Consider the following 19039-nt stretch of genomic DNA (forward strand, 5'->3'; position numbering starts at 1 on the left):
TGTTATGGGAGGATAACATGAAACAGACGCTTGCTGCCTTTGGGCTGGGGATTTCCGCATTGCTGGCAGGAACTGCTGCCTGGGCAGAAAAAACAATGGTGGTTTCCTCGTGGTTGCCACCCAGTCACATCGTGAACGAGATCATCTGGCCAGAGTTCATTTCACGCATCGAAGAAGCAACCGATGGTCGTGTAACCGGTGCCATCGAGTATAATCTGGCCTCACCCCCGGCGCAGGCCGACCTGATCGAAGACGGTGGCGCGGATGCGGCCTGGATTTTCCACGGGTATAACCCCGGCCGCTTTGTCACCACCAAACTGATCGAAATTCCGGGTCTTGAAGGTGACTCTGCCGCTGCGTCCGCGGCCCATTGGCGTGCGCACGAGCAATATCTGGCCGCGGCAAATGAACATGACGGCGTTGTTCCGGTTGCCATGATGGTCCATGCCCCGGGTATGTTGCATCTGTCCAAGGAAGTCAGCTCGCTTGACGATGTCGCGGGCCTCAAGATCCGTTCGGGCGGTGGCGTCATGGGGGATGTCCTCAAAGGTCTGAATATGGCGGGCGTTCAGGTTGCCGCGCCTAAGGTATATGAAACGGTTTCAAACGGTGTTGCAGACGGAACATTCTTTCCGGGTGACACGATTGCCATTCTACGCCTGACCGAAGTTCTACCCTACACCTATCGCGTACCGGGTGGATTCTATCGCGGCTCCTTCTCGATCATCATGAGTGAAGAGTTCCTTGAGTCTGTCGGCGAAGAGGATGCCGCAGCTATCCGCGCGGCATTGGGCGAGGATTTCTCGGCCTTCGCGGGCAAGGCCTGGGACGTCGGCAACCAAAGGGGTCTGGATGCGCAGGCTGCTTCAGGGCAGATCATTGACCTTGAAGGTGATGCAGCCGCCCCATTTGAGACACTAGTGCCGCAGATACAGGCATCAGTGCTTGAGGAAGTCTCAGGCAAAGGCGTCGACTCAGAAGCCGCGATGCAACTGATCCGGGACACCATGTCCGAATACAGCGCGAAATGAGCGCACAATCGAATCTAAAACGGGCAAGCCACTGGTTTGCCCGCTTATGTCTATTGGGCAGCGGCCTTTGCCTTATGCTCGTTATGGGCCTGACAGTTGTCGAGGTTATTGGTCGCTATGTCTTCAACGCACCGATTTTCGGGCGTCAGGATCTGGCGCAAATCCTACTGGCATTGTCTATCTTCTTCGCGTTTCCCGTGGTCACCCTTCGACGTGAACAGATTGACGTCGACCTGCTTGACCACCTCTTCACACGACGCGCTGCATTTTGGCGAAACCGTTGTATCGACGCGCTTACATCGCTTTGCTTGCTGACAATGGCAGTGTGGCTGTTCGCGCGCGCGGACAAGGCGCTTGAGCGCGGCGTAACCAGCGAGTTGCTGTTCATCCCAAAATACCCGCTCATTTATTTCATCGCACTCGTCGTGAGCTTGACCGGTGTGTTGTTGGCGGTCAGTGCCATTCTCAAAATCATACAGCCGACCGATCCTGAAGGACTCTGACCAAGATGGAAGTCTCACTGATTGCTTTTGCGCTGGTCATCTTCCTTGTGTTGCTGCGCGTTCCGATCGGCATCGCAATGGGATTTATCGGGGCTGTCGGGTTCGTTTATCTGAGGGACGGGCGCTGGTCCGCAGGGTTGGGCCCGGCAGCAGATTCGATACTGGACGTAACGCAGAACGACGCGCTGTCGGTGATACCGTTGTTTATCTTCATGGGAATGATCGTCGCACAAAGCGGCATGGCGCTGGATTTATACCGCGCCGCCTACACGTTGGTCGGGCGGTTACCGGGCGGTTTGGCGATGTCGACGATTTTGGCCTGCGGTGGCTTTTCTGCTGTATCAGGCTCGTCGCTGGCCACAGCCGCAACCATGTCCAAGGTGGCCCTGCCACCGATGCGAAAGTTTGGCTATCACGATAGTCTGTCCACCGCGTCCGTCGCCGCGGGCGGTACATTGGGCATACTTATCCCACCCAGCATCATCCTGATCATCTACGGGTTTTTGACCGGTCAATCCATCGGGAAACTGTTTTTGGCAGGCATTTTGCCGGGCCTTCTGGGCATACTGCTGTATCTGGGCGCCGTCGCCTTCGTCGTCTGGCGCAAGCCCGAGTACGGTCCCGCCGGAGAAAAAAGCTCGTGGACCGAAACACGGCAGGCTTTGCTGCGCGTGCTTCCGATCCTTGCGCTTTTCACGCTGATCATTGGCGGACTATACGGCCGCGTCTTCACCGCAGACGAGGCGGCGGGCGTCGGTGCATTTGGCGCGATCGTCATTTCGGTCCTAATCGGCCGGTTCACGTTCAAGGGGTTGATCGAAGCACTGGTTCAGACGGTAAAAACATCTGTTGGATTGTTCGTCCTTCTGATCGGCGCGGATATCTTCAACCGTTTGATTACACGCGCAAGATTACCGGATGACCTGCTGGCGCTGGTTCAGGGGGCCGGGCTGGAGCCATTCACAATTCTGCTGATCATAATTTTGATCTACATCGTTCTGGGCGCCGTGTTTGAAAGCTTGTCCATGATCACACTGACCGTGCCGGTCTTCGCTCCTTTGATCGCATCCTTGGGGTTTTTCGAAGGCGATGTCACCGGAGAAACCGCCCTGATCTGGTTCGGGATCATCGTCGTGGTGGTGACGGAAATCTCGCTTATCACACCACCCATCGGCCTGAACGTGTTTGTCCTGAGGTCCGTGGTACAAGACGTATCAACCGCAACAATCTTCCGAGGTGTGACGCCATTCTGGGCTGCCGATATCGTAAGGTTGGCCCTTCTGGTGGCCCTTCCTGCCTTGTCGCTGTTCCTGCCCTTAGGCGTTTTCGGGTTCGGACCATAGCTTGTTTGCCCGAACCCTCAACCCCGGCACTGCGCTGTTACGTTCCCGACAGTGCTACGTTGTTCAAGCCGCCGCATTCGGCTGCGGGGAACGGGCAAGGTGATCCCAGGCGTCGAATTGCGACAGGAAAACCTGCCCATTCAGACCCTCAAGAAAACGGGATCGCCTCAGCCGGTCCATCACAGGCCCTTTGACCTCTGACAAATGCAGGCCAACATCCATATCGGCAAGGCGGAGGTTGATGGATTCCAGACTTTCCAACGCTGAATAGTCAACCTCGTTTACAGCCGAGCACATCAGTATAACATGTCGTACTGTACACCCGTCGGGTACTCTGCTTTGAATGTAGTCCTCCAGAAACCTCGCGTTCACGAAATACAGGCTTTCATCAACCCGCAGGTTGACGACCCTGGGGTCGGTCAGAACCGCATGACGCTTGATATTTCTAAAATGCTGGGTGCCAGGAACCAGGCCCACTTCGGCCACATGGGGTTGGGAAGTCTTGTAAAGGTGCAACAGAACAGAAAGCACGACCCCCGACGCCACGCCAACCTCGACCCCAAGAAGAAGGGTCAACAAAATAGTGGCCGCCACAGCCACAAAGTCCGCGCACGAATAGGACCACGTCTTTTTCAGGATCGACAGGTCCACCAGCCCGAGGACTGCAACAATGATCGTGGCCGCCAGCGTCGCCGTCGGCAGAAAGTAGACCAACGGTGTCAACGCCAACGCTGCAACCGCCAAACCGATTGCTGTAAACGCACCGGCGGCGGGTGTCTCAGCACCGGCATCAAAATTAACAACCGAACGAGCAAAACCACCCGTCACCGGAAACCCCCCGGTAAATGCAGCACCCAGATTGGCGGCGCCCAGCCCGATCAGCTCCTGATCCGGGTCAATCCTTTGTCTTCTTTTCGCAGCCAGTGTTTGCGCAACAGAAACGCTTTCGACAAAACCGATTATCGAGATCAGGATTGCCGGAAGAAGCAGCGCTTCGATCAGATCGAAGGACAGGCTGGGCACCGTAAAAGGCGGCAAGCTCTGCGGGACCGCACCGACAATAAGCACCCCTTGATCTGCCAGATCAAATGCCCAAACACTGACCGTTGTCGCGACGACCGCAAAAACCGGACCCGCTTTCGTCAGGATATCAGCCAACAGCGGCGGCGTTCGCAATTTGGTCAATGTCGGTCTCAGGAAGCTGCGCACCCAAAAAAGGAACAGGGTTGCGCTCGTCCCAATCGCCACCGTTACCCAGTTTGTCTGGCTCAGGTGCGACAGGATTGAGCCGAGCATCTCGGGCAGTGTATGGCCATGTGCCTCAATGCCAAGAATGTGCTTTAGCTGGCTGGTCGCAATCAAAATGCCCGAGGCCGTGATGAACCCGGCAATCACCGGGTGGCTCAGGAAATTGGCCAGCAACCCCAGCCGCAGCACACCCATGAGCACCAGAAACCCTCCGGACAGCATAGCCAATGTCAGGGCGGCGGCAGCGTATCCGGCGGTGCCCTGCTCCGCGACCTGCCCGATAACTGAGGCCGTCAAAAGGGACACAACAGCCACAGGCCCAACCGCCAGCGAACGGCTGGTTCCGAAAACCGCATAGAGCATAATCGGAGCGATCGAAGCATAAAGTCCCGCCTCGGGCGGCAGACCGGCCAGCATCGCATAGGCTAGCGATTGCGGGATCAGCATGATCGTCACGATCACCGCCGCGAAAAGGTCGTTTGACAGGGCCGAACGCGAATATGTTCGACCCCAGTCCAATACCGGAAAGTAGCGCCCAATGCCGCGGCCCGAGGTAATTTTGCTAGGCATCAGTTTCCGGTTAACTTGATCTTTTCGGGCTTCGCCAGCCATTCTTTCCCCCGCAGCATCGCCTTCCAGTAGATCGGGGGCAGCAGCCTTTCCTTCAGCAACCAAGCCGCGCGTGACGGTTGAGTTCCATCAATCAGGAACGGGGGAAAACTGGGCTTGAGTGCGCCGCCATATCCAAATTCAGCCAGCACAATTTTACCCCGCTCAACCGTCAACGGACACGACCCATAACCATCGTACTGCGCTACTGCCGAACGACCGGCGATATCTGCCACGATATTGTCTGCAACAACCGGAGCCTGCTTGCGCGCTGCAGCCGCTGTTTTGGCATTTGGCGCGTTCATCACATCGCCCAGCGACCAGATGTTGTCGTATGTTTCGTGACGCAGGGTGGCCTGATCCACGTCAACCCAACCAGCCGCGTCGGCCAATGGCGAAACCCGGATGAAATCGGGCGCTGTCTGAGGTGGGCAGACGTGGATCATGTCAAATCCGACCTCAATGGTTTCCACGTCTTCACCGGGCCGAGCTATTTCAAAGCGGGCCATTTTTCCCGGCCCGTCCAAAGCGATCAGATTATGAAAGAAGTTCAACGACGCATCGTATTTCTCAATATATCGTTCAAGCGCGGGCACATAATCCTTCACGCCAAATATTACGCCACCTGCGTTCATGAACTGGATGTCGATATCTTTCAGCACACCCCGGCGGAACCACGCGTCACCCGACAAGTACATCGCCTTTTGCGGCGCACCCGCGCATTTGATTGGCACTGGCGGCTGGGTAAACAACGCCCTGCCCTTCTGCATCTGCTGCACCAGTTTCCACGTATAAGGCGCAAGATCATAACGGTAGTTTGAAGTGACACCATTGCGGCCCAGCGTTTCTTCCAAACCCTCCACTTTGCCCCAGTCAAGCTTGAGGCCCGGGCAAACAACCAACCGGCCGTATTTGACCACGCGGCAACCGTCCAGGATCACGGCATCATTGTCGGGTTCAAAGGCTGCCACGGCTGACTTCAACCAGTGCACACCTTTCGGAATGAGGCTGCCCATGGTTCGCGCCGTGCTCTGAGAGTCAAAAATTCCACCACCGACCATGGTCCAACCGGGTTGATAATAGTGAATATCAGCGGGGTCGATCACGGCAATATCCAGATCGGAATCTCGTGACTTCAAACTTGCCGCGACAGCGATACCACCGGCACCGCCGCCCACTATGACAACATCAAAGAACGCGTCACCCTTGTCCGTTGGCGTTTTGCCGCCGTTGGCGATGCGGCGCGCTACACCGTTCATGTCATAACCCGCCGCCCCAGTTGCCGCGAGGATTTCTGCCATTGGTCGGAGGTTGGATTCATGAAAAGACCACAGCGTAGCCGACCTTGTCCCGGTTCGACAATAGGCCAATACCGGCTTTGGCGCGTCCTGATAGACCCGGCCAAATTCGGCCACGTCCAGATCCCGAACCATACCGCTGGTGATCGGGACATAACGCGCCTCGATCCCCAGTTTCTGTGCCGCGGCTTCGATTTCCTCGAACACTGGCTGGTCAGCGGCTTCTCCATCGGGCCTGTTACACAGGATGCTGCGAAAACCCTTGGCAGCAATCGTCGCGACATCCTCGACCGTGATCTGCGGGCTGACCGAGAGCTGATCCGTGATGTATCTGATATCCATCTGTCTCCTCCCTTTTTCCGTCACAGAGTGTTCACGGGCACTTTGAGCATGGGGTTGCCGTCGGGATCCCGAGGCACTTCGCCCGCTCGCATGTTGACCTGCAACGACGGGATGATGAGCTTGGGCATATCCAGAACCGCGTCACGCTCGGTGCGGAATTTGACGAACTCCTCCTTCGTTTTCCCCCCGCCAACATGGATGTTCAGGGTCTTTTCTTCGCCCACGGTGGTTTCCCACGCAATGTCGCGCCCGTTCGGCCCATAATCGTGGCACATGAAAAGGCGTGTTTCGTCCGGCAGGGACAGCACTTTTTGGATCGAGTCGTACAGAACCCCGGCGTCCCCGCCCGGAAAATCCGCGCGCGCCGACCCCCCATCAGGCATAAACAGCGTATCCCCAACAAAGGCCGCATCCCCCATGACATGAACCATGCAAGCCGGGGTATGGCCCGGTGTATACATCGCGAAGGCCTGCATGTTGCCGATCATGTAAGTATCGCCTTCTTCGAACAGGGCATCGAACTGCGAGCCATCGCGTTGGAACTCTGTGCCTTCGTTGAACACTTTTCCAAACGTGTCCTGTACCACCATGATCTTTGAGCCGATGCCGATCTTTCCACCCAGCTTGCCTTGGATATATGGCGCAGCTGACAGGTGATCCGCGTGAACATGCGTTTCGATGATCCACTCCAATCGCAACCCCTGCGACTGTATCTGGTGGATCAAAGCGTCGGCGTGGTCATAGGTGATCCGGCCTGCGGCATAGTCGATGTCCATAACGCTGTCCACGATGGCGCAGGCCGCTGAAGACGGGTCCTTGACGATGTAGCTGATGGTGTTTGTCGCCACGTCAAAAAAGGCCTGAACATCGGGCTTGGTGTTCAAGTTGATCGGGTAATGAGTCATTGTGTTTACTCCTCCTTTGTCGTGTCAGGCCGTGGTCTGTGCCCGGCGCGCGGTGGTGGATTGAATGGATTTCGCCAACAGGATGCCGACAACCAAGGCAGCGACAAAAGCAAAGACCTGCCATTGCCCCGTCCCCAGCGCGGGCAAGGCGCCGCCCGGGCAAAAACCGGATAAGCCCCATCCAATGCCGAATACTGCCGAACCACCCACAAGCGGCACGTCAATTTCGCGTTTTGTTGGCAGGCTGAACCCGCCCGTGAAGATCGGTGTCTTGCGCCCAAAGACCAGTCGATAGCCAATGAAGGTTGTGACCAGCGCGCCTCCCATCACAAAGATCAACGATGGGTCCCAGCGTCCCGCGACATCAAAAAAGTTGATCACCTTTGCAGGGTTGGCCATGCCCGAAATTGATATTCCAAGACCAAAGACGAGACCGATGAAATATGTGGCGATGAGTTTCATGGATCAGCCTCCAATCACGTGGCGCACGACAAAAACCGTGACGAAGGTGAAAGCCATAAACGTCAACGTCGCCACGATTGATCGCGGGCTAAGTCGCGCCATACCGCAGACACCATGGCCGGATGTGCAACCCGCGCCATAGGTGACTCCAAGCCCGACGATCACCCCAACTACCAGTAGCGCGGGGGTCGATACGGGAACATCAACGGCAGGCATCTGGCCCGAAAACATCCAAAACAGGGCGGGCCCCGTGATCATCCCGGCGACAAGTACCAGTCGCCACGCAAAGTCCTGACGATTGGAAGGCTGGACCAGCCCGGTCAAAATACCTGTCGCCCCCATAACCCGGCCCATGACAAGCATCAGCAGGGTCGACGCGACGCCGATCAGAATGCCTCCGGTCAGAGAGGCAACTGGCGTGAACGCGGTCTCCATCATCCGCAGTCCTTGCAGGTTTTGAGGCCAACAATGCTGTAGATCGGGCAGTTCCCGACAAGGGCGGTTACCCCGAACACCGCAGCGACGATCACTGCCAGCCAAAACAGTAGGCCAGACCCAGCCATGCCGGTGCCAAAGGCCACAAACAAAAGGATAACGGCAACAGCAATGCGCAGGCCGCGATCAAGCTTTCCCATATTGGTGATCATTTCTCACTCCATCGAGACTCAATGGAGCGACACTTGCATAGCCCGGACCCAAGCCTCGGTGACTTGGTCACCAAACTATTCACTTTTTATGTTCGGCGTTATCAGCCTTACATTGCCGAACTGCGCGCCAACTGTTCCAATCCGGCCCTGTTCACCAGATGAACCTCGCCTCGGGACTGTTCGATCCATCCACGGCGGTGAAACTCTGACAACAGTCGCGAGATGACCTCACGCGCCGTTCCCAGTTCAGTCCCCAACACCGCATGGGTGGCGCGAACGACATCGCTATGGTCAGCAAGTTCCAAAAGACGGGCGGCCAGACGGACATCCATCCGTTGAAACACGATGTCATCAATCAGCGTGAACAGGTCTGTTATCCGGCGGGAATAAGCCGCAAAGACGAAATTGCGGAACACATCGGACTTTGCCACCAGCTCGTCAAAAGTTTGTCTCGGTATTGCGACCGCGCTGACATCAGTCTCGGCGATGCCATCTGCAGAATAGTCTTCAAAGGCAAGCATGCATGCGGTTGTCAAAACACAGCTTTCGCCCGCGTGGACGCGATACAAAAAGACCTCGCGCCCTGTTTCGGATTTTTGCTGAACCCGTATCGTACCTTCTAACAACAGCAGAAGATTGTCAGCAGTTTGTCCCGGTGAGAACACCTGCGTACCTGCCGGAACGCTGACAATTTGGCTTCCCTCCTCCAGTCGCGCGCGAATGTCGGCTGGCAATTGGCTCAGCCCTTTGAACCTGTCGATCCACGAAACGTCCATAATCCTGTTCCAGCCTATCTGCTTGACCGCTTTTCGAATGACACGATACATCTTATTTATCGAATATAACAGAGATTCGAAACTGACAGCGCAATACCCAGATCAAATCTTGACTGAAAACAGCGCTAGAATACCTCTAAGTAAATTCACAGGCGCGCGCCTATCTAATGACTGAAGGCAAAACATGTCCAAGCGGCTAGCCATTATATCCAGCGGCTTGAACAGCCCCCTAAGCAGCGCCGTGGAATTTGCACAACAGGCCAGGGACACCGGGTTCAAGATCACTTTTCTTGCTCCGGTATCCTCAGCGTCGATTCTTGCACATGCGGGCTTGGAACATTTCATAATTCCGGGCCCTAAATTTGATGCGTTCACGCCGTTGGTTCCCTCCGAAACCGCGCAGTCAATGACCAGGCAAGAGCGCCTGAAATCGGCCGTAGCTGCGTTTGAAGTTGATGAACTGCAGCGGGACTTGGCCCGTATCTCTGCCGATGCGATATTCGTCGATTGCGAATTACATGCGCATATCGTCGTTGCGATGACGTTGGGTGTTCCGGTCGTCCAATTCAGCAACATGTTTTTGTCACCCCCCAGTCCACAAGCCCCCCCGCTGAACAGGCGCGGCATACCAGGACAAGGGCTTCGCGGTAGCAAGCTTGGCATCTGTTTGCTGTGGGCACAGTTTCTTGCATGGAAAAACCTCAAAATTCTCAGGAACCGGATTTCCAGCAAAAGTACGGACTATCCAACGGCCGTTCAGGAACTGGCCCGACTGCACAATGTGCCGATCTCCAAACTTAGGCGGCGCGTGTGTTGGCAGATGCCGTGGACCTACAAAATCCAGACAGCATTGTTTTTGCCCCAAGCATTGGACCTGCCGACCAAACCCTACGATTACATGACGTACCTTGGCCCGATGATCATGGAAAACCGGCCACAGAAATATTACGATGCAAATACAGTTGCCCGGTTTTGCGATCCCGCTTTGCGACGCAGGCGGATTTTCGTCGGGTTTGGCACCATGATGAAAACAAAAGGCGATTTGGTCTCCAAACTTTTGACCGTAGCCGAGCGTCATCCAAAATGGCACTTCCTGTTCACCGCTGGCAAAGACTGGGACCACGCCTCTGAATTGCCTGCACCGGACAATGTCGACGTTGTTCCATGGGTCCCGCAACACCGTGTTTTGGAACACGCTGACATGGCCATTATGCATGGAGGCACCGGCAGTTTGGTCGAGGCCGTTGAGACCGCGACCCCGCTTTTGTTATATCCTCATGTCAACGACCAGAAAGGCAGCGCCGCGCGGGTCGTATTTCACCGCATTGGGCGCGCAGGAACGCCCAAAGACCCCATCGACAAGATTGAAGCAGACATCCATGCCGTGCTGGAAGACCGAGACATGGCGCGGAGGTGCCGAGATATGCAGGCCGAGTGCCGAGCAGAACAGTCCGGCGACACACTAGAGCGGTATTTGCGAACGCTCGTGGGCTGAGGCAATCACCCGCAATGCTAAAGCACAGCACTTTTTTTGATCCTATCGGGACTTGGGCACGTAAAGGTTTCAGAAGCAGTCGATGAACCCTCAAAGTGCACTACAAATCTCAGATCAACGACTTAGGCTCTGACGCCAAAAGCTTTGCGGTCACGCTTCCGGACGTTACCGCCGAAAACCTGCGCGGGGTCTGGAAGACGATTGCCGAGTTCGGAAGTTTCAACTTTGCGGTCCCGTCCGAGTTCGGCGGCTCCGGTAGAACAGCCCAAGAATTTTGCAGCCATTTTTTGGGGTTCGGCGAAGGATGCCGTGACAACGGACTTGCAATGGCCGTGATCTCGCAGATCTGGACCCTGCAAAAACCGCTGATCCGCTTTGGTAGTTCTCAGGTAAAGGCCGCGTATTTGCCTAAATTGCTGGCAGGTGAAACCCTCGGCGCTTTTGCTTTGACCGAATTGGAGGCAGGGTCCGATGCGCTTGCGCTCAGGACACGGGCCGATCGTGTGGACGGCGGCTATGTCTTGAATGGCAGCAAAGCTTTTGTCGGTATGGGGCCAAACTGTGACATCGCAATCGTCTTCGCTCAGACAGACCCGGAAAAAGGCCGCTGGGGGCTATCCGCCTTTGTCGTCCACGCCGAAGACCAAGGATTTATCCGGCATCCGGCTCAGGGCAAACTGGGCTTGAACAGCGTTCCTCTGGGTGAACTGGAGTTCCGGGATTGCCGAATTTCTGAGGACCGGCGACTGGGACCCGAAGGCGCAGGGGCCGCTATCATTCAAACCACCCTGGACTGGGAGCGTTGTTTCATCCTGACATCGCAGGTGGGCGCGATGCGCAGGCAATTGGCTGAGTGTACCGACTTTGCAGCGGCCCGTAACCTGTTTGGACAATCCATTTCCGAGTTCCAGTCCGTCGCTAACCGCATCGCGGATATGCGGGTGCGTTTAGAAACTTGCGAGTTGATGCTGGAGCGCGCTGCAGACCTTTACGACGCTGAAAAACCCCTCACCCAATTCGCGGCCATGGCGAATCTTCACATTTCCGAAGCCTTCCTCTGTTCCAGCCTGGAAGCGCTCAGAACCCATGGCGGGCGCGGATATCTGGCGGGGGCATCAACTGAACAAGACGCAAGGGACGCGCTGGGTGGCGTGATCTACTCGGGCACCTCGGACATTCAGCGTCAGATCATTGCCAAAATGGAAATTGGACAGCGGTCCAAACCAAACAAACTGGGAGACTCAACCAATGGCTAACGGCCTTGTTTCAAGCCATAACCACTCATCGCCACGCCAACCCGTATCGTGTGGGTTACATCAACAGGTGTTGGCGTTTGCGGGTCTTTTCCTGATGATGCTGACATCTGTGGCCCATGCCCACAGCTTTAACGAAAGTTATGTGTACTTTGACGTCACCGATGACAGTCTGAGCGGGCGCATCGAAGTAACTCTGACGGACCTGACCCGCGTGCAGCAGGGAACCGCAGAAATCGAGACCCCTCTGACAGAGGAGGAAGTCACCGCCGCGCAGCAGGCTTTCTTCGATTACTTCGAAGAGCGCATGAACCTGTCTTACGAAGGCCGCCCATACGAAGTTGAATTTGATGATATTTCGTTCTTTGGCACGTCCGTAGACACGTTTGCCCAGCTTCACTTTGCCGTTCGCGACATCACTGAGACACCTACAACGATCCAGATGTCGTATGACGGGTTGTTTTCAGATGTCGACCCGACGCATCGGGGATACGCCCTGATCGGAAGCAATTCGCGCAACGGGATGGACGAAAACGAGGCGTATATTTCACTGATCTTTGCGCCCGGTGAGGGTCAGAAAGACCTGTATCTGAATGATGAACCCACCAAGGATATTGCCCTTACCTTTTTCGAACATGGCGTTTGGCATATCTGGCTGGGGTTTGACCATGTCCTGTTCCTGATCACGCTGTTGCTGGGTGCGGTCATGCGGATCGAAAACCAGCGCTGGGTTCCCTCCGAGAGCATTCGGGACAGCCTGCGTGAAACCGTCAAAATCGTCACGGTTTTCACGGTCGCACACACAATCACCCTCTGCCTCGCGACCTTCGAGGTCGTCACTCTGCCGGTCACGCTGGTCGAGGCGGTTATCGCATTCTCGATCGCGGCCGTGGCGATTGGTAACCTGATCCCGAGGTTTCACGCTGGATCGTGGAAAGTCGTGTTCCTGTTCGGTATCTTCCACGGCTTTGGCTTTGCAAACGTGCTGGAACCGCTTGGGCTTGATCCCACCCGCAAAGCGCTTGGCTTGGCGACTTTCAACATCGGGGTCGAGGTCGGGCAGCTTGCGATCGTCCTTGTCCTGTTCCCGATCTTCTTTGCCCTACGTCGTCTGACCGCCTATCGTGTGATCGGCCTGCAATTCGGCTCGGTCGCGTTAATCGCAATCGCGGCATTCTGGTTCTACGAACGAACCGTCGGCTGGTTCCCCGTGTTCGGTGAAACAGTGGCACAGGTTGCCTTCTGATGATCAATCCGGCCCTCCTCGACCACGCTGTCAGGTATCACGCTCGACACACTCCGGATGCTCCGGCTCTGAGTGTGTTGGGCACGGTGACAACCTATGAAACCTTGAACAGCGAAATCGACAGGATAGCGGCCTGTTTGCTGGACCGCGGCGTTCAGATCGGGGACAGAATTGTTTTGTGCACAGCCAAGGGTTTAAAGGCGATTGCGGCCTTGCATGCGATTCTTCGTGTTGGCGGCGTATATGCTCCACTTGACCCGACAGCCCCGGCAAAACGTATTGCAGGGCAAGTTTCGGTAGTTTCTCCCAAATTTGTCCTCGCAGATACGCCCCGGCTCACCCTTTTCGCAGGGGTATTTGCCACGCCTCAGCTCATTGATATTTCTCAGGATTTCCCTGAGGCAAATATGAATGACAAGATGGCAGATCGTCAGCCCCGAAGATCGGAATATGACGCAGCCTATATCCTGATGACCTCGGGCACGACCGGCACACCGAAGGGAATTGTTCACACCCATAAAAGCGGCCTCGCCATCACACGAATGGCTGCCGCACGGTGCCGGCTGACATCAAGCGATCGGATAAGTCACCACACTCCGCTGCATTTCGACATGTCGATTTTCGACGTTTTCTGCACGTTCTTGTCCGGGGCCTGCTGTGTGGTGATCCCGGAAGCCTATACCAAGCTGCCCGCTTCGCTGTCCCAGCTCACGGAACACGAACGTATTTCGGTTTGGTATTCCGTGCCTCACGCCATAATTCAAATGGTCGAGCGAGGCGCTTTGGCAGACCGCAATCTACAAGCCCTGCGCATCGTGATGTTTGCAGGAGAGGCCATGCCGCCTTCTTCCCTCAGTTCATTTTCAAAACATGCGCCAAACGCAACTTTTCTTAACGCTTACGGGCCAACCGAGACAAACCACTGCACCACTGCTGAGTTCACACATGCCGACCTGGACGGCACCACCCCTTTGCCAATCGGCTTTCCGGAACAAGGGGTCATCGTCCGCATCGGGGCAGAGGCAGACGAAGCAAGCACAGGCGAGCTTCTAATAGCCTCCGATCAAGTAATGTCAGGATACTTGAATGCGCCAGACCTGAACCGGGCAGCCTTTTGTACCTTGCCGGACGAATCCGGGCAGCCAAGGCAATTTTACCGAACCGGCGATATCGTCCGCCGCGCGCAGGACGGTCAACTAATTCTGGTCGGGCGCAAAGACCGTCAGGTCAAGCTGAGGGGCTATCGCATCGAATTGGACGAGGTAGAGCTTGCCCTGGTCAACTGCGCCCAAATCACCGAAGCCGCCGTGATCCTTTTCGAAGGCAAAATCCAAGCCTTTGCAACGGGGCAGACAGGCGTTGATCTGAACGAAATCCGGTCCAATCTGGAGACTGTGTTGCCGCACTATGCTGTCCCAAGCCGGATAGACCTGCTTAGTTCAATGCCACGCACCTCGACCGGAAAGATTAACCGTCAAAAGCTGATAGGAATTGCGAATGCGCAGCGAGCAGCCTGAAACGCATGATCATGCATTGCGCCACTTCGTTCAAACCACCCTTTTGGGTGGTCGGTCGGTGACAGATGACGAGGAATTGTTGCTAAGCGGCATGATCGATTCATTGGGGGTGATGTCGCTGGTTTCGTTCATTGAGCAAACCTATCAGATCGAAGTGCCGTTTGAGGATGTCACCCTTGAGAATATGGGCACGATCAAAACGATCATGGATTTTGCGGAAACGCGGCTAAAAACGCGTGCGGACTGAAAGAATGTCGTATCCTCTGACCGAAAGCCAAACGCTATTTTGGAAGGGCCACCAGCTTCAGCCGGACGTACCCTTGTACAACATGGCCTGGAGGTTCGATCTGCATTTCGCCGTTCAGCCCGAGGTATTCAAGGCCGCATTCCTTGAAACGCTTGAGCTTAACCAAGCACTCAGAACCGCAATACGTGATACACCCGAAGGTCCTGTCCAATTTGCCGTCGAGATGGACGAAGATCTTCTCGAGATCAAAGACCTCAGCGATAATGAAAATCAGCAGGAAACGCTGACTTCGGAATCGGCGGACTGGGTCCAAACCCCTTTTGAACTGACTGAGGGAACGATGCGCAGTCGGTTGGTGAAGTTGGCGAACTCACACTGGGTTTGGCTTGTGTGTCAGCACCACATTGCCTGCGACGCGCAATCAGGCGCACTTATGTTCGAGCAGGTCTCGCAACGCTACGAACGTCTCCAAGGGGGGCATACCGAAAAAGTCGAGAGCCTGCCCAACTTTTTTGAACGTCAGAATTTGCGATCTTCCTCGATGGTCGCGGCACACGTCGCCGCGCCAACGGCCAAAACACCTCCGTACGGCAGCGATCCACAACGAACATTCTCTTCGAAGCGTCTTCGCATACCAGTTGATCCGGCACTTTTCGGTGCTTTGGAGAATGCAATTGCCAGGCCGGAATTCAGACTTTTCACGCCCGAGCTGTCGCGGTTGGCCATCTACCTCACGGCTTTTTTCGCCCATCTTCACAGGATAACGGGCGACGAAGAAATTACGATTGGTCTGCCATCGCACAATCGACTAACGCCGGATGATCGAAGAACGATCGGACTGTTTGTCGAAGTCTTGCCTCTCTCAATCCAATTCGATGCGTCGGACACCCTGCTTGACCTTCACGGCAAGGTAAAAAAGGGGCTGGGCGTTTTCTTGAAACAGGCCAAGCCAGGTGCGGTTTCAAAGATAGACACATCAGGTGTCAGTGCGGTCTGCAACTATATTCAGGCACGCTTTGATGCGTTTGCCGGACACCGCGCCTCGGTCGAATGGCTGCATAGCGGCGCACATGATGCAATCCATTCTCTCAGGCTTCACGTCATCGACTTTGAAGGAAGTGGTGTTCCAAGTCTAAGTCTGGACGTTCAGAACAAAATTCTTGAATCGGTTTCAGAGACCAGTCTTTGCGCACATTTCGTCAAGTTTCTGACGGCCGTGGTTTCAACCCCGGAAAGCCGCGTAACGGCCGTTGCATTCTCGGCCGGACCCGAAGATCTGTCACTTGTTCAAGGCCCGGCGGAACCTCAATCCACACAAGTTTCCGTACTGGAAAGGTTCAGATCACACGTAAGAAACACGCCTGACCTGATTGCCCTATCCCAAGCAGAACACGAGCTAAGTTACGGGCAGCTAGACGAACTCAGCGACCGCATTGCAACCCATTTGAAAGAACTTGGTGTTTCCCGCGGTTCCTGCGTCGCGGTCCATCTACCTCGGTCCATGGATTTTGTGATTGCGGTCATGGGCGTTCTGAAGGTCGGGTGCGCGTTCGTACCAATTGCGACCAACATACCCCCGGCACGCGTGGACGAAATTCTGCTCGGGAGTCGTGCATCCGCTGTATTTGTTACCCCAGAAGACCAGCGTAAGTACCCTTGTAAAAGCATTACGGTCGAGGCCGCCCGCCACGACGACACTGTTGTCAGAGGGGCAATCGAACCCGACGACACCGCATACATTCTGTTTACATCAGGGTCGACAGGTGTACCCAAGGGCGTCGAAGTAAGCCACGAAAACCTAGCGCGATATATTGACTGGGCGGCTCGGTCTTTTGCTAACGACCGTCCTGCTCATTTTGCGTTCTTTTCGTCCGTGTCGTTTGATTTGACCCTGACGTCGCTGTTTGTCCCTTTGATCACTGGCGGGTCGACCAGGGTTTATCCCGAACGCTCTGACCCGGACATGGCCATCCTTGACGTCTTTGCCGAGGATAAAGTCGACATCGTGAAACTGACCCCGTCGCATCTGGCTTTGGCTTGCACGCAAACGCAATCCGTCCGACGCATCGAAACGCTGATACTTGGCGGTGAAAACCTGACATCCGCGCTTTGCCGTCGTGCGCTCAACACCCTGTCACCGTCATTGAAAATTATCAACGAATACGGCCCGACGGAAGCCGTCGTTGGGGCCATGCACCATAGGTTTGACCCCGACGCGGATACGCAGTCGTCAGTTCAGATTGGCCAACCTGCAGTGGGGGTCACGCTGTCTGTTCGGGACGCGGCACTAAATATCTGCCCTTTAGGAGTGACCGGAGAAATCTTGATCAGCGGTCGGCTGGCTGACGGGTATCTGAACAGCCCGTCCCTGACTGCTGAAAAGTTCGTCGACGATCCTTTGAACCTACAGGATAAGCTATATCGGACCGGCGATCTTGGTCGCATCACGAATGATGGGCGTTTTGAATACCTTGGACGCGCGGATCAACAGATCAAGAAAAACGGCGTTCGCTTCGAGACTGCGGAATACGAACAGATTCTGCGCCATTTGCCTGATGTCGACGCGGTGCATGTCACCTTTTCTTCAACCGATCACACCATCGTATCAACGCAGCAGTGCAAGAATTGCGGCCTGACAGACGCTGTTCCCGGGGTGCATTTTGACACGCAAGATATGTGTACGATCTGTGCCGAATTTTACACCTATAAAGACCGCGCCGGGGCTTATTTTCGCGCCGAACCCGAACTTGATGACAAGATCGCCCAAGCCGTTCGCGCCAGCACTGGCAAATACGATGTCCTCATGATGCTGAGCGGCGGTAAAGACAGTACCTATGCAGCCTATCGACTGGCCGCCTATGGGCCTCGAGTGCTCGCTGTAACTTTGGACAATGGGTATATCTCGGACGAAGCCAAAGAGAACATTCAAAGGGTCGTTGACGACCTGAACTGGGACCACAGGTACCTGTCCACGGACAAAATGAACCAAATCTTCGTAGACAGCCTGAAAACGCATTCCAATGTCTGCCAAGGTTGTTTCAAGGCCCTTTACACACTGGCCTTCCGAACGGCCCTGTCCGAGGGGGCGGCAATGGTCGTCACTGGCCTGTCGCGCGGCCAGTTTTTCGAGACGCGGCTGACGCCTGACCTGTTCCGTAACTCAGCCCCGACTTGCGCGCAACTGGATGAAATGGTTACGCAAGCCCGCAAGACCTATCACGCAGAAGACGACGCAGTATCCCGGCTTTTGCAGACCGACGACCTAAAGGATGGCCGTTTTCTCAGTCAAATCGACGTGCTGGATATCTATCGCTATGTCGATGTGCCTGTTTCGGACATTTATGAGTTCCTCGACACTCAAACCGCATGGAAACGCCCAAGGGACACGGGACGATCGACCAATTGCCTGATCAACGATGCCGGAATCCACGTTCACAAAACGCGGGAAGGGTTTCACAACTATGCTCTGCCCTATTCGTGGGACGTACGAATGGGTCACAAGACACGCGATCAGGCACTGGACGAGCTGAACGATGAAATCGACACGCAAAGAATAGAAGCGATCCTGGAAGAAATCGGATTTGACGAACCTGTTACGCGGGCACCTGCTCTGACGGTTTATGTGGCAGGTCATGATCTGAATGGGTCGCAGGTCTGGGATATCCTTCGCGAACACCTGCAACGCGAGATGTTGCCGGATCAGGTTGTAATCCTGGATGAAATGCCCCTTAATGCCAACGGCAAGGTGGATACTTCTAAGTTGCCCAAGGCCGCGTCAAAAAACCCGCCCCCGGGCAATTACGTCGCACCAGAAACCGAAACGCAACGCCGATTGGCAGCTATCCTTTCCGGTGTTCTAGGCGAAGTAGAGATCAGCGCGACGCGAGATTTCTTTGACTTGGGCGTAGACAGCATCGCCGCAATCGAAGTTGCAATGAAAGCCAATGAGCAAGGCATCAACCTGCCTGCGACTGCGTTATTCGAGTATCGGTCACTCAGGGCATTGGCCTCTTATGCGGACACGTTGCCAGATGACCATGGCAGCGGCGACGATGACGCTCATCTGATCGACTTGGACGACGATGATCTGTCGCGCATAACTGAGGCTTTGGACTGA

At 55.4% G+C, this 19039-nt stretch carries 16 protein-coding genes; 9 read left to right on the forward strand and 7 right to left on the reverse strand.

The window, feature by feature from the left end:
- Nucleotides 1–17 precede the first annotated feature (17 nt).
- The 3 genes from GOX75_RS16835 to GOX75_RS16845 are packed head-to-tail and all read left to right on the forward strand — an operon-like array spanning nucleotide 18 to nucleotide 2877.
- Complete coding sequence (locus tag GOX75_RS16835; RefSeq protein ID WP_171125016.1) at nucleotides 18–1031, forward strand: TRAP transporter substrate-binding protein; 1014 nt, start codon at nucleotides 18–20, stop codon at nucleotides 1029–1031.
- Nucleotides 1028–1534: a TRAP transporter small permease gene (locus GOX75_RS16840; RefSeq protein WP_171125018.1), complete on the forward strand. Its 507-nt coding sequence runs from the start codon at nucleotides 1028–1030 to the stop codon at nucleotides 1532–1534. Before GOX75_RS16835 ends, GOX75_RS16840 begins: the two co-directional genes overlap by 4 nt.
- Before the next feature lie 5 nt (nucleotides 1535–1539).
- The gene (locus tag GOX75_RS16845) at nucleotides 1540–2877 is read left to right on the forward strand and encodes a TRAP transporter large permease (protein ID WP_171125020.1); all 1338 of its coding nucleotides are present in this window, start codon (nucleotides 1540–1542) and stop codon (nucleotides 2875–2877) included.
- A gap of 63 nt (nucleotides 2878–2940) precedes the next feature.
- Here the strand turns inward: GOX75_RS16845 and GOX75_RS16850 are convergent, their stop codons facing one another.
- The 7 genes from GOX75_RS16850 to GOX75_RS16880 form a co-directional block, all read right to left on the reverse strand.
- On the reverse strand, nucleotides 2941–4695 hold the full coding sequence (locus GOX75_RS16850; protein WP_217354447.1) for a SulP family inorganic anion transporter: 1755 nt from the start codon (nucleotides 4693–4695) through the stop codon (nucleotides 2941–2943).
- Complete coding sequence (locus GOX75_RS16855) at nucleotides 4695–6374, reverse strand: bifunctional protein tyrosine phosphatase family protein/NAD(P)/FAD-dependent oxidoreductase (RefSeq protein ID WP_171125024.1); 1680 nt, start codon at nucleotides 6372–6374, stop codon at nucleotides 4695–4697. The genes GOX75_RS16850 and GOX75_RS16855 overlap by 1 nt, the downstream gene beginning before the upstream one ends.
- A gap of 20 nt (nucleotides 6375–6394) precedes the next feature.
- The gene (locus GOX75_RS16860) at nucleotides 6395–7279 is read right to left on the reverse strand and encodes an MBL fold metallo-hydrolase (RefSeq protein WP_171125026.1); all 885 of its coding nucleotides are present in this window, start codon (nucleotides 7277–7279) and stop codon (nucleotides 6395–6397) included.
- Nucleotides 7280–7303: 24 nt separating this feature from the next.
- Nucleotides 7304–7741, reverse strand: coding sequence for a DUF6691 family protein (locus GOX75_RS16865; protein ID WP_171125028.1), 438 nt, complete (start codon nucleotides 7739–7741; stop codon nucleotides 7304–7306).
- A gap of 3 nt (nucleotides 7742–7744) precedes the next feature.
- Nucleotides 7745–8179 carry a YeeE/YedE family protein gene (locus GOX75_RS16870; protein WP_254428834.1) on the reverse strand — a complete coding sequence of 145 codons (435 nt, stop codon included), beginning with the start codon at nucleotides 8177–8179 and terminating at the stop codon, nucleotides 7745–7747.
- Entirely contained in the window at nucleotides 8176–8388 is a 213-nt protein-coding gene (locus GOX75_RS16875) for a DUF2892 domain-containing protein (protein WP_171125030.1), read from the reverse strand. Before GOX75_RS16875 ends, GOX75_RS16870 begins: the two co-directional genes overlap by 4 nt.
- Before the next feature lie 107 nt (nucleotides 8389–8495).
- The gene (locus tag GOX75_RS16880) at nucleotides 8496–9164 is read right to left on the reverse strand and encodes a Crp/Fnr family transcriptional regulator (protein WP_171125032.1); all 669 of its coding nucleotides are present in this window, start codon (nucleotides 9162–9164) and stop codon (nucleotides 8496–8498) included.
- Nucleotides 9165–9348: 184 nt separating this feature from the next.
- Between GOX75_RS16880 and GOX75_RS16885 the strand changes: the two genes are divergently transcribed.
- The 6 genes from GOX75_RS16885 (at nucleotide 9349) to GOX75_RS16910 (ending at nucleotide 19039) form a co-directional block, all read left to right on the forward strand.
- On the forward strand, nucleotides 9349–10659 hold the full coding sequence (locus GOX75_RS16885; RefSeq protein WP_171125034.1) for a glycosyltransferase: 1311 nt from the start codon (nucleotides 9349–9351) through the stop codon (nucleotides 10657–10659).
- Between the two features lie 95 nt (nucleotides 10660–10754).
- Nucleotides 10755–11915: an acyl-CoA dehydrogenase family protein gene (locus GOX75_RS16890; RefSeq protein WP_171125036.1), complete on the forward strand. Its 1161-nt coding sequence runs from the start codon at nucleotides 10755–10757 to the stop codon at nucleotides 11913–11915.
- Between the two features lie 94 nt (nucleotides 11916–12009).
- The gene (locus GOX75_RS16895) at nucleotides 12010–13158 is read left to right on the forward strand and encodes a HupE/UreJ family protein (protein WP_171125038.1); all 1149 of its coding nucleotides are present in this window, start codon (nucleotides 12010–12012) and stop codon (nucleotides 13156–13158) included.
- Entirely contained in the window at nucleotides 13158–14675 is a 1518-nt protein-coding gene (locus GOX75_RS16900) for an amino acid adenylation domain-containing protein (protein WP_171125040.1), read from the forward strand. Before GOX75_RS16895 ends, GOX75_RS16900 begins: the two co-directional genes overlap by 1 nt.
- Nucleotides 14656–14922, forward strand: coding sequence for an acyl carrier protein (locus GOX75_RS16905; protein WP_171125042.1), 267 nt, complete (start codon nucleotides 14656–14658; stop codon nucleotides 14920–14922). The genes GOX75_RS16900 and GOX75_RS16905 overlap by 20 nt, the downstream gene beginning before the upstream one ends.
- A gap of 4 nt (nucleotides 14923–14926) precedes the next feature.
- A complete protein-coding gene (locus GOX75_RS16910; protein WP_171125044.1) occupies nucleotides 14927–19039 on the forward strand; it encodes a non-ribosomal peptide synthetase in 4113 nt (1370 codons plus the stop codon).

This window comes from Ruegeria sp. HKCCD7251 (assembly GCF_013031165.1).
Taxonomy (GTDB): Bacteria; Pseudomonadota; Alphaproteobacteria; order Rhodobacterales; family Rhodobacteraceae; genus Ruegeria.

Excerpts from the sequence above, each read along its gene's own strand:
- GOX75_RS16870 (WP_254428834.1), bottom strand. The coding sequence starts at position 8,179 with ATGATGGAGACCGCGTTCACGCCAGTTGCCTCTCTGACCGGAGGCATT.
- GOX75_RS16900 (WP_171125040.1), top strand. The coding sequence starts at position 13,158 with ATGATCAATCCGGCCCTCCTCGACCACGCTGTCAGGTATCACGCTCGA.
- GOX75_RS16860 (WP_171125026.1), bottom strand. The coding sequence starts at position 7,279 with ATGACTCATTACCCGATCAACTTGAACACCAAGCCCGATGTTCAGGCC.
- GOX75_RS16910 (WP_171125044.1), top strand. The coding sequence starts at position 14,927 with ATGTCGTATCCTCTGACCGAAAGCCAAACGCTATTTTGGAAGGGCCAC.
- GOX75_RS16835 (WP_171125016.1), top strand. The coding sequence starts at position 18 with ATGAAACAGACGCTTGCTGCCTTTGGGCTGGGGATTTCCGCATTGCTG.
- GOX75_RS16880 (WP_171125032.1), bottom strand. The coding sequence starts at position 9,164 with ATGGACGTTTCGTGGATCGACAGGTTCAAAGGGCTGAGCCAATTGCCA.
- GOX75_RS16845 (WP_171125020.1), top strand. The coding sequence starts at position 1,540 with ATGGAAGTCTCACTGATTGCTTTTGCGCTGGTCATCTTCCTTGTGTTG.
- GOX75_RS16850 (WP_217354447.1), bottom strand. The coding sequence starts at position 4,695 with ATGCCTAGCAAAATTACCTCGGGCCGCGGCATTGGGCGCTACTTTCCG.
- GOX75_RS16895 (WP_171125038.1), top strand. The coding sequence starts at position 12,010 with ATGATGCTGACATCTGTGGCCCATGCCCACAGCTTTAACGAAAGTTAT.
- GOX75_RS16840 (WP_171125018.1), top strand. The coding sequence starts at position 1,028 with ATGAGCGCACAATCGAATCTAAAACGGGCAAGCCACTGGTTTGCCCGC.
- GOX75_RS16905 (WP_171125042.1), top strand. The coding sequence starts at position 14,656 with ATGCGCAGCGAGCAGCCTGAAACGCATGATCATGCATTGCGCCACTTC.
- GOX75_RS16865 (WP_171125028.1), bottom strand. The coding sequence starts at position 7,741 with ATGAAACTCATCGCCACATATTTCATCGGTCTCGTCTTTGGTCTTGGA.
- GOX75_RS16885 (WP_171125034.1), top strand. The coding sequence starts at position 9,349 with ATGTCCAAGCGGCTAGCCATTATATCCAGCGGCTTGAACAGCCCCCTA.
- GOX75_RS16855 (WP_171125024.1), bottom strand. The coding sequence starts at position 6,374 with ATGGATATCAGATACATCACGGATCAGCTCTCGGTCAGCCCGCAGATC.
- GOX75_RS16875 (WP_171125030.1), bottom strand. The coding sequence starts at position 8,388 with ATGATCACCAATATGGGAAAGCTTGATCGCGGCCTGCGCATTGCTGTT.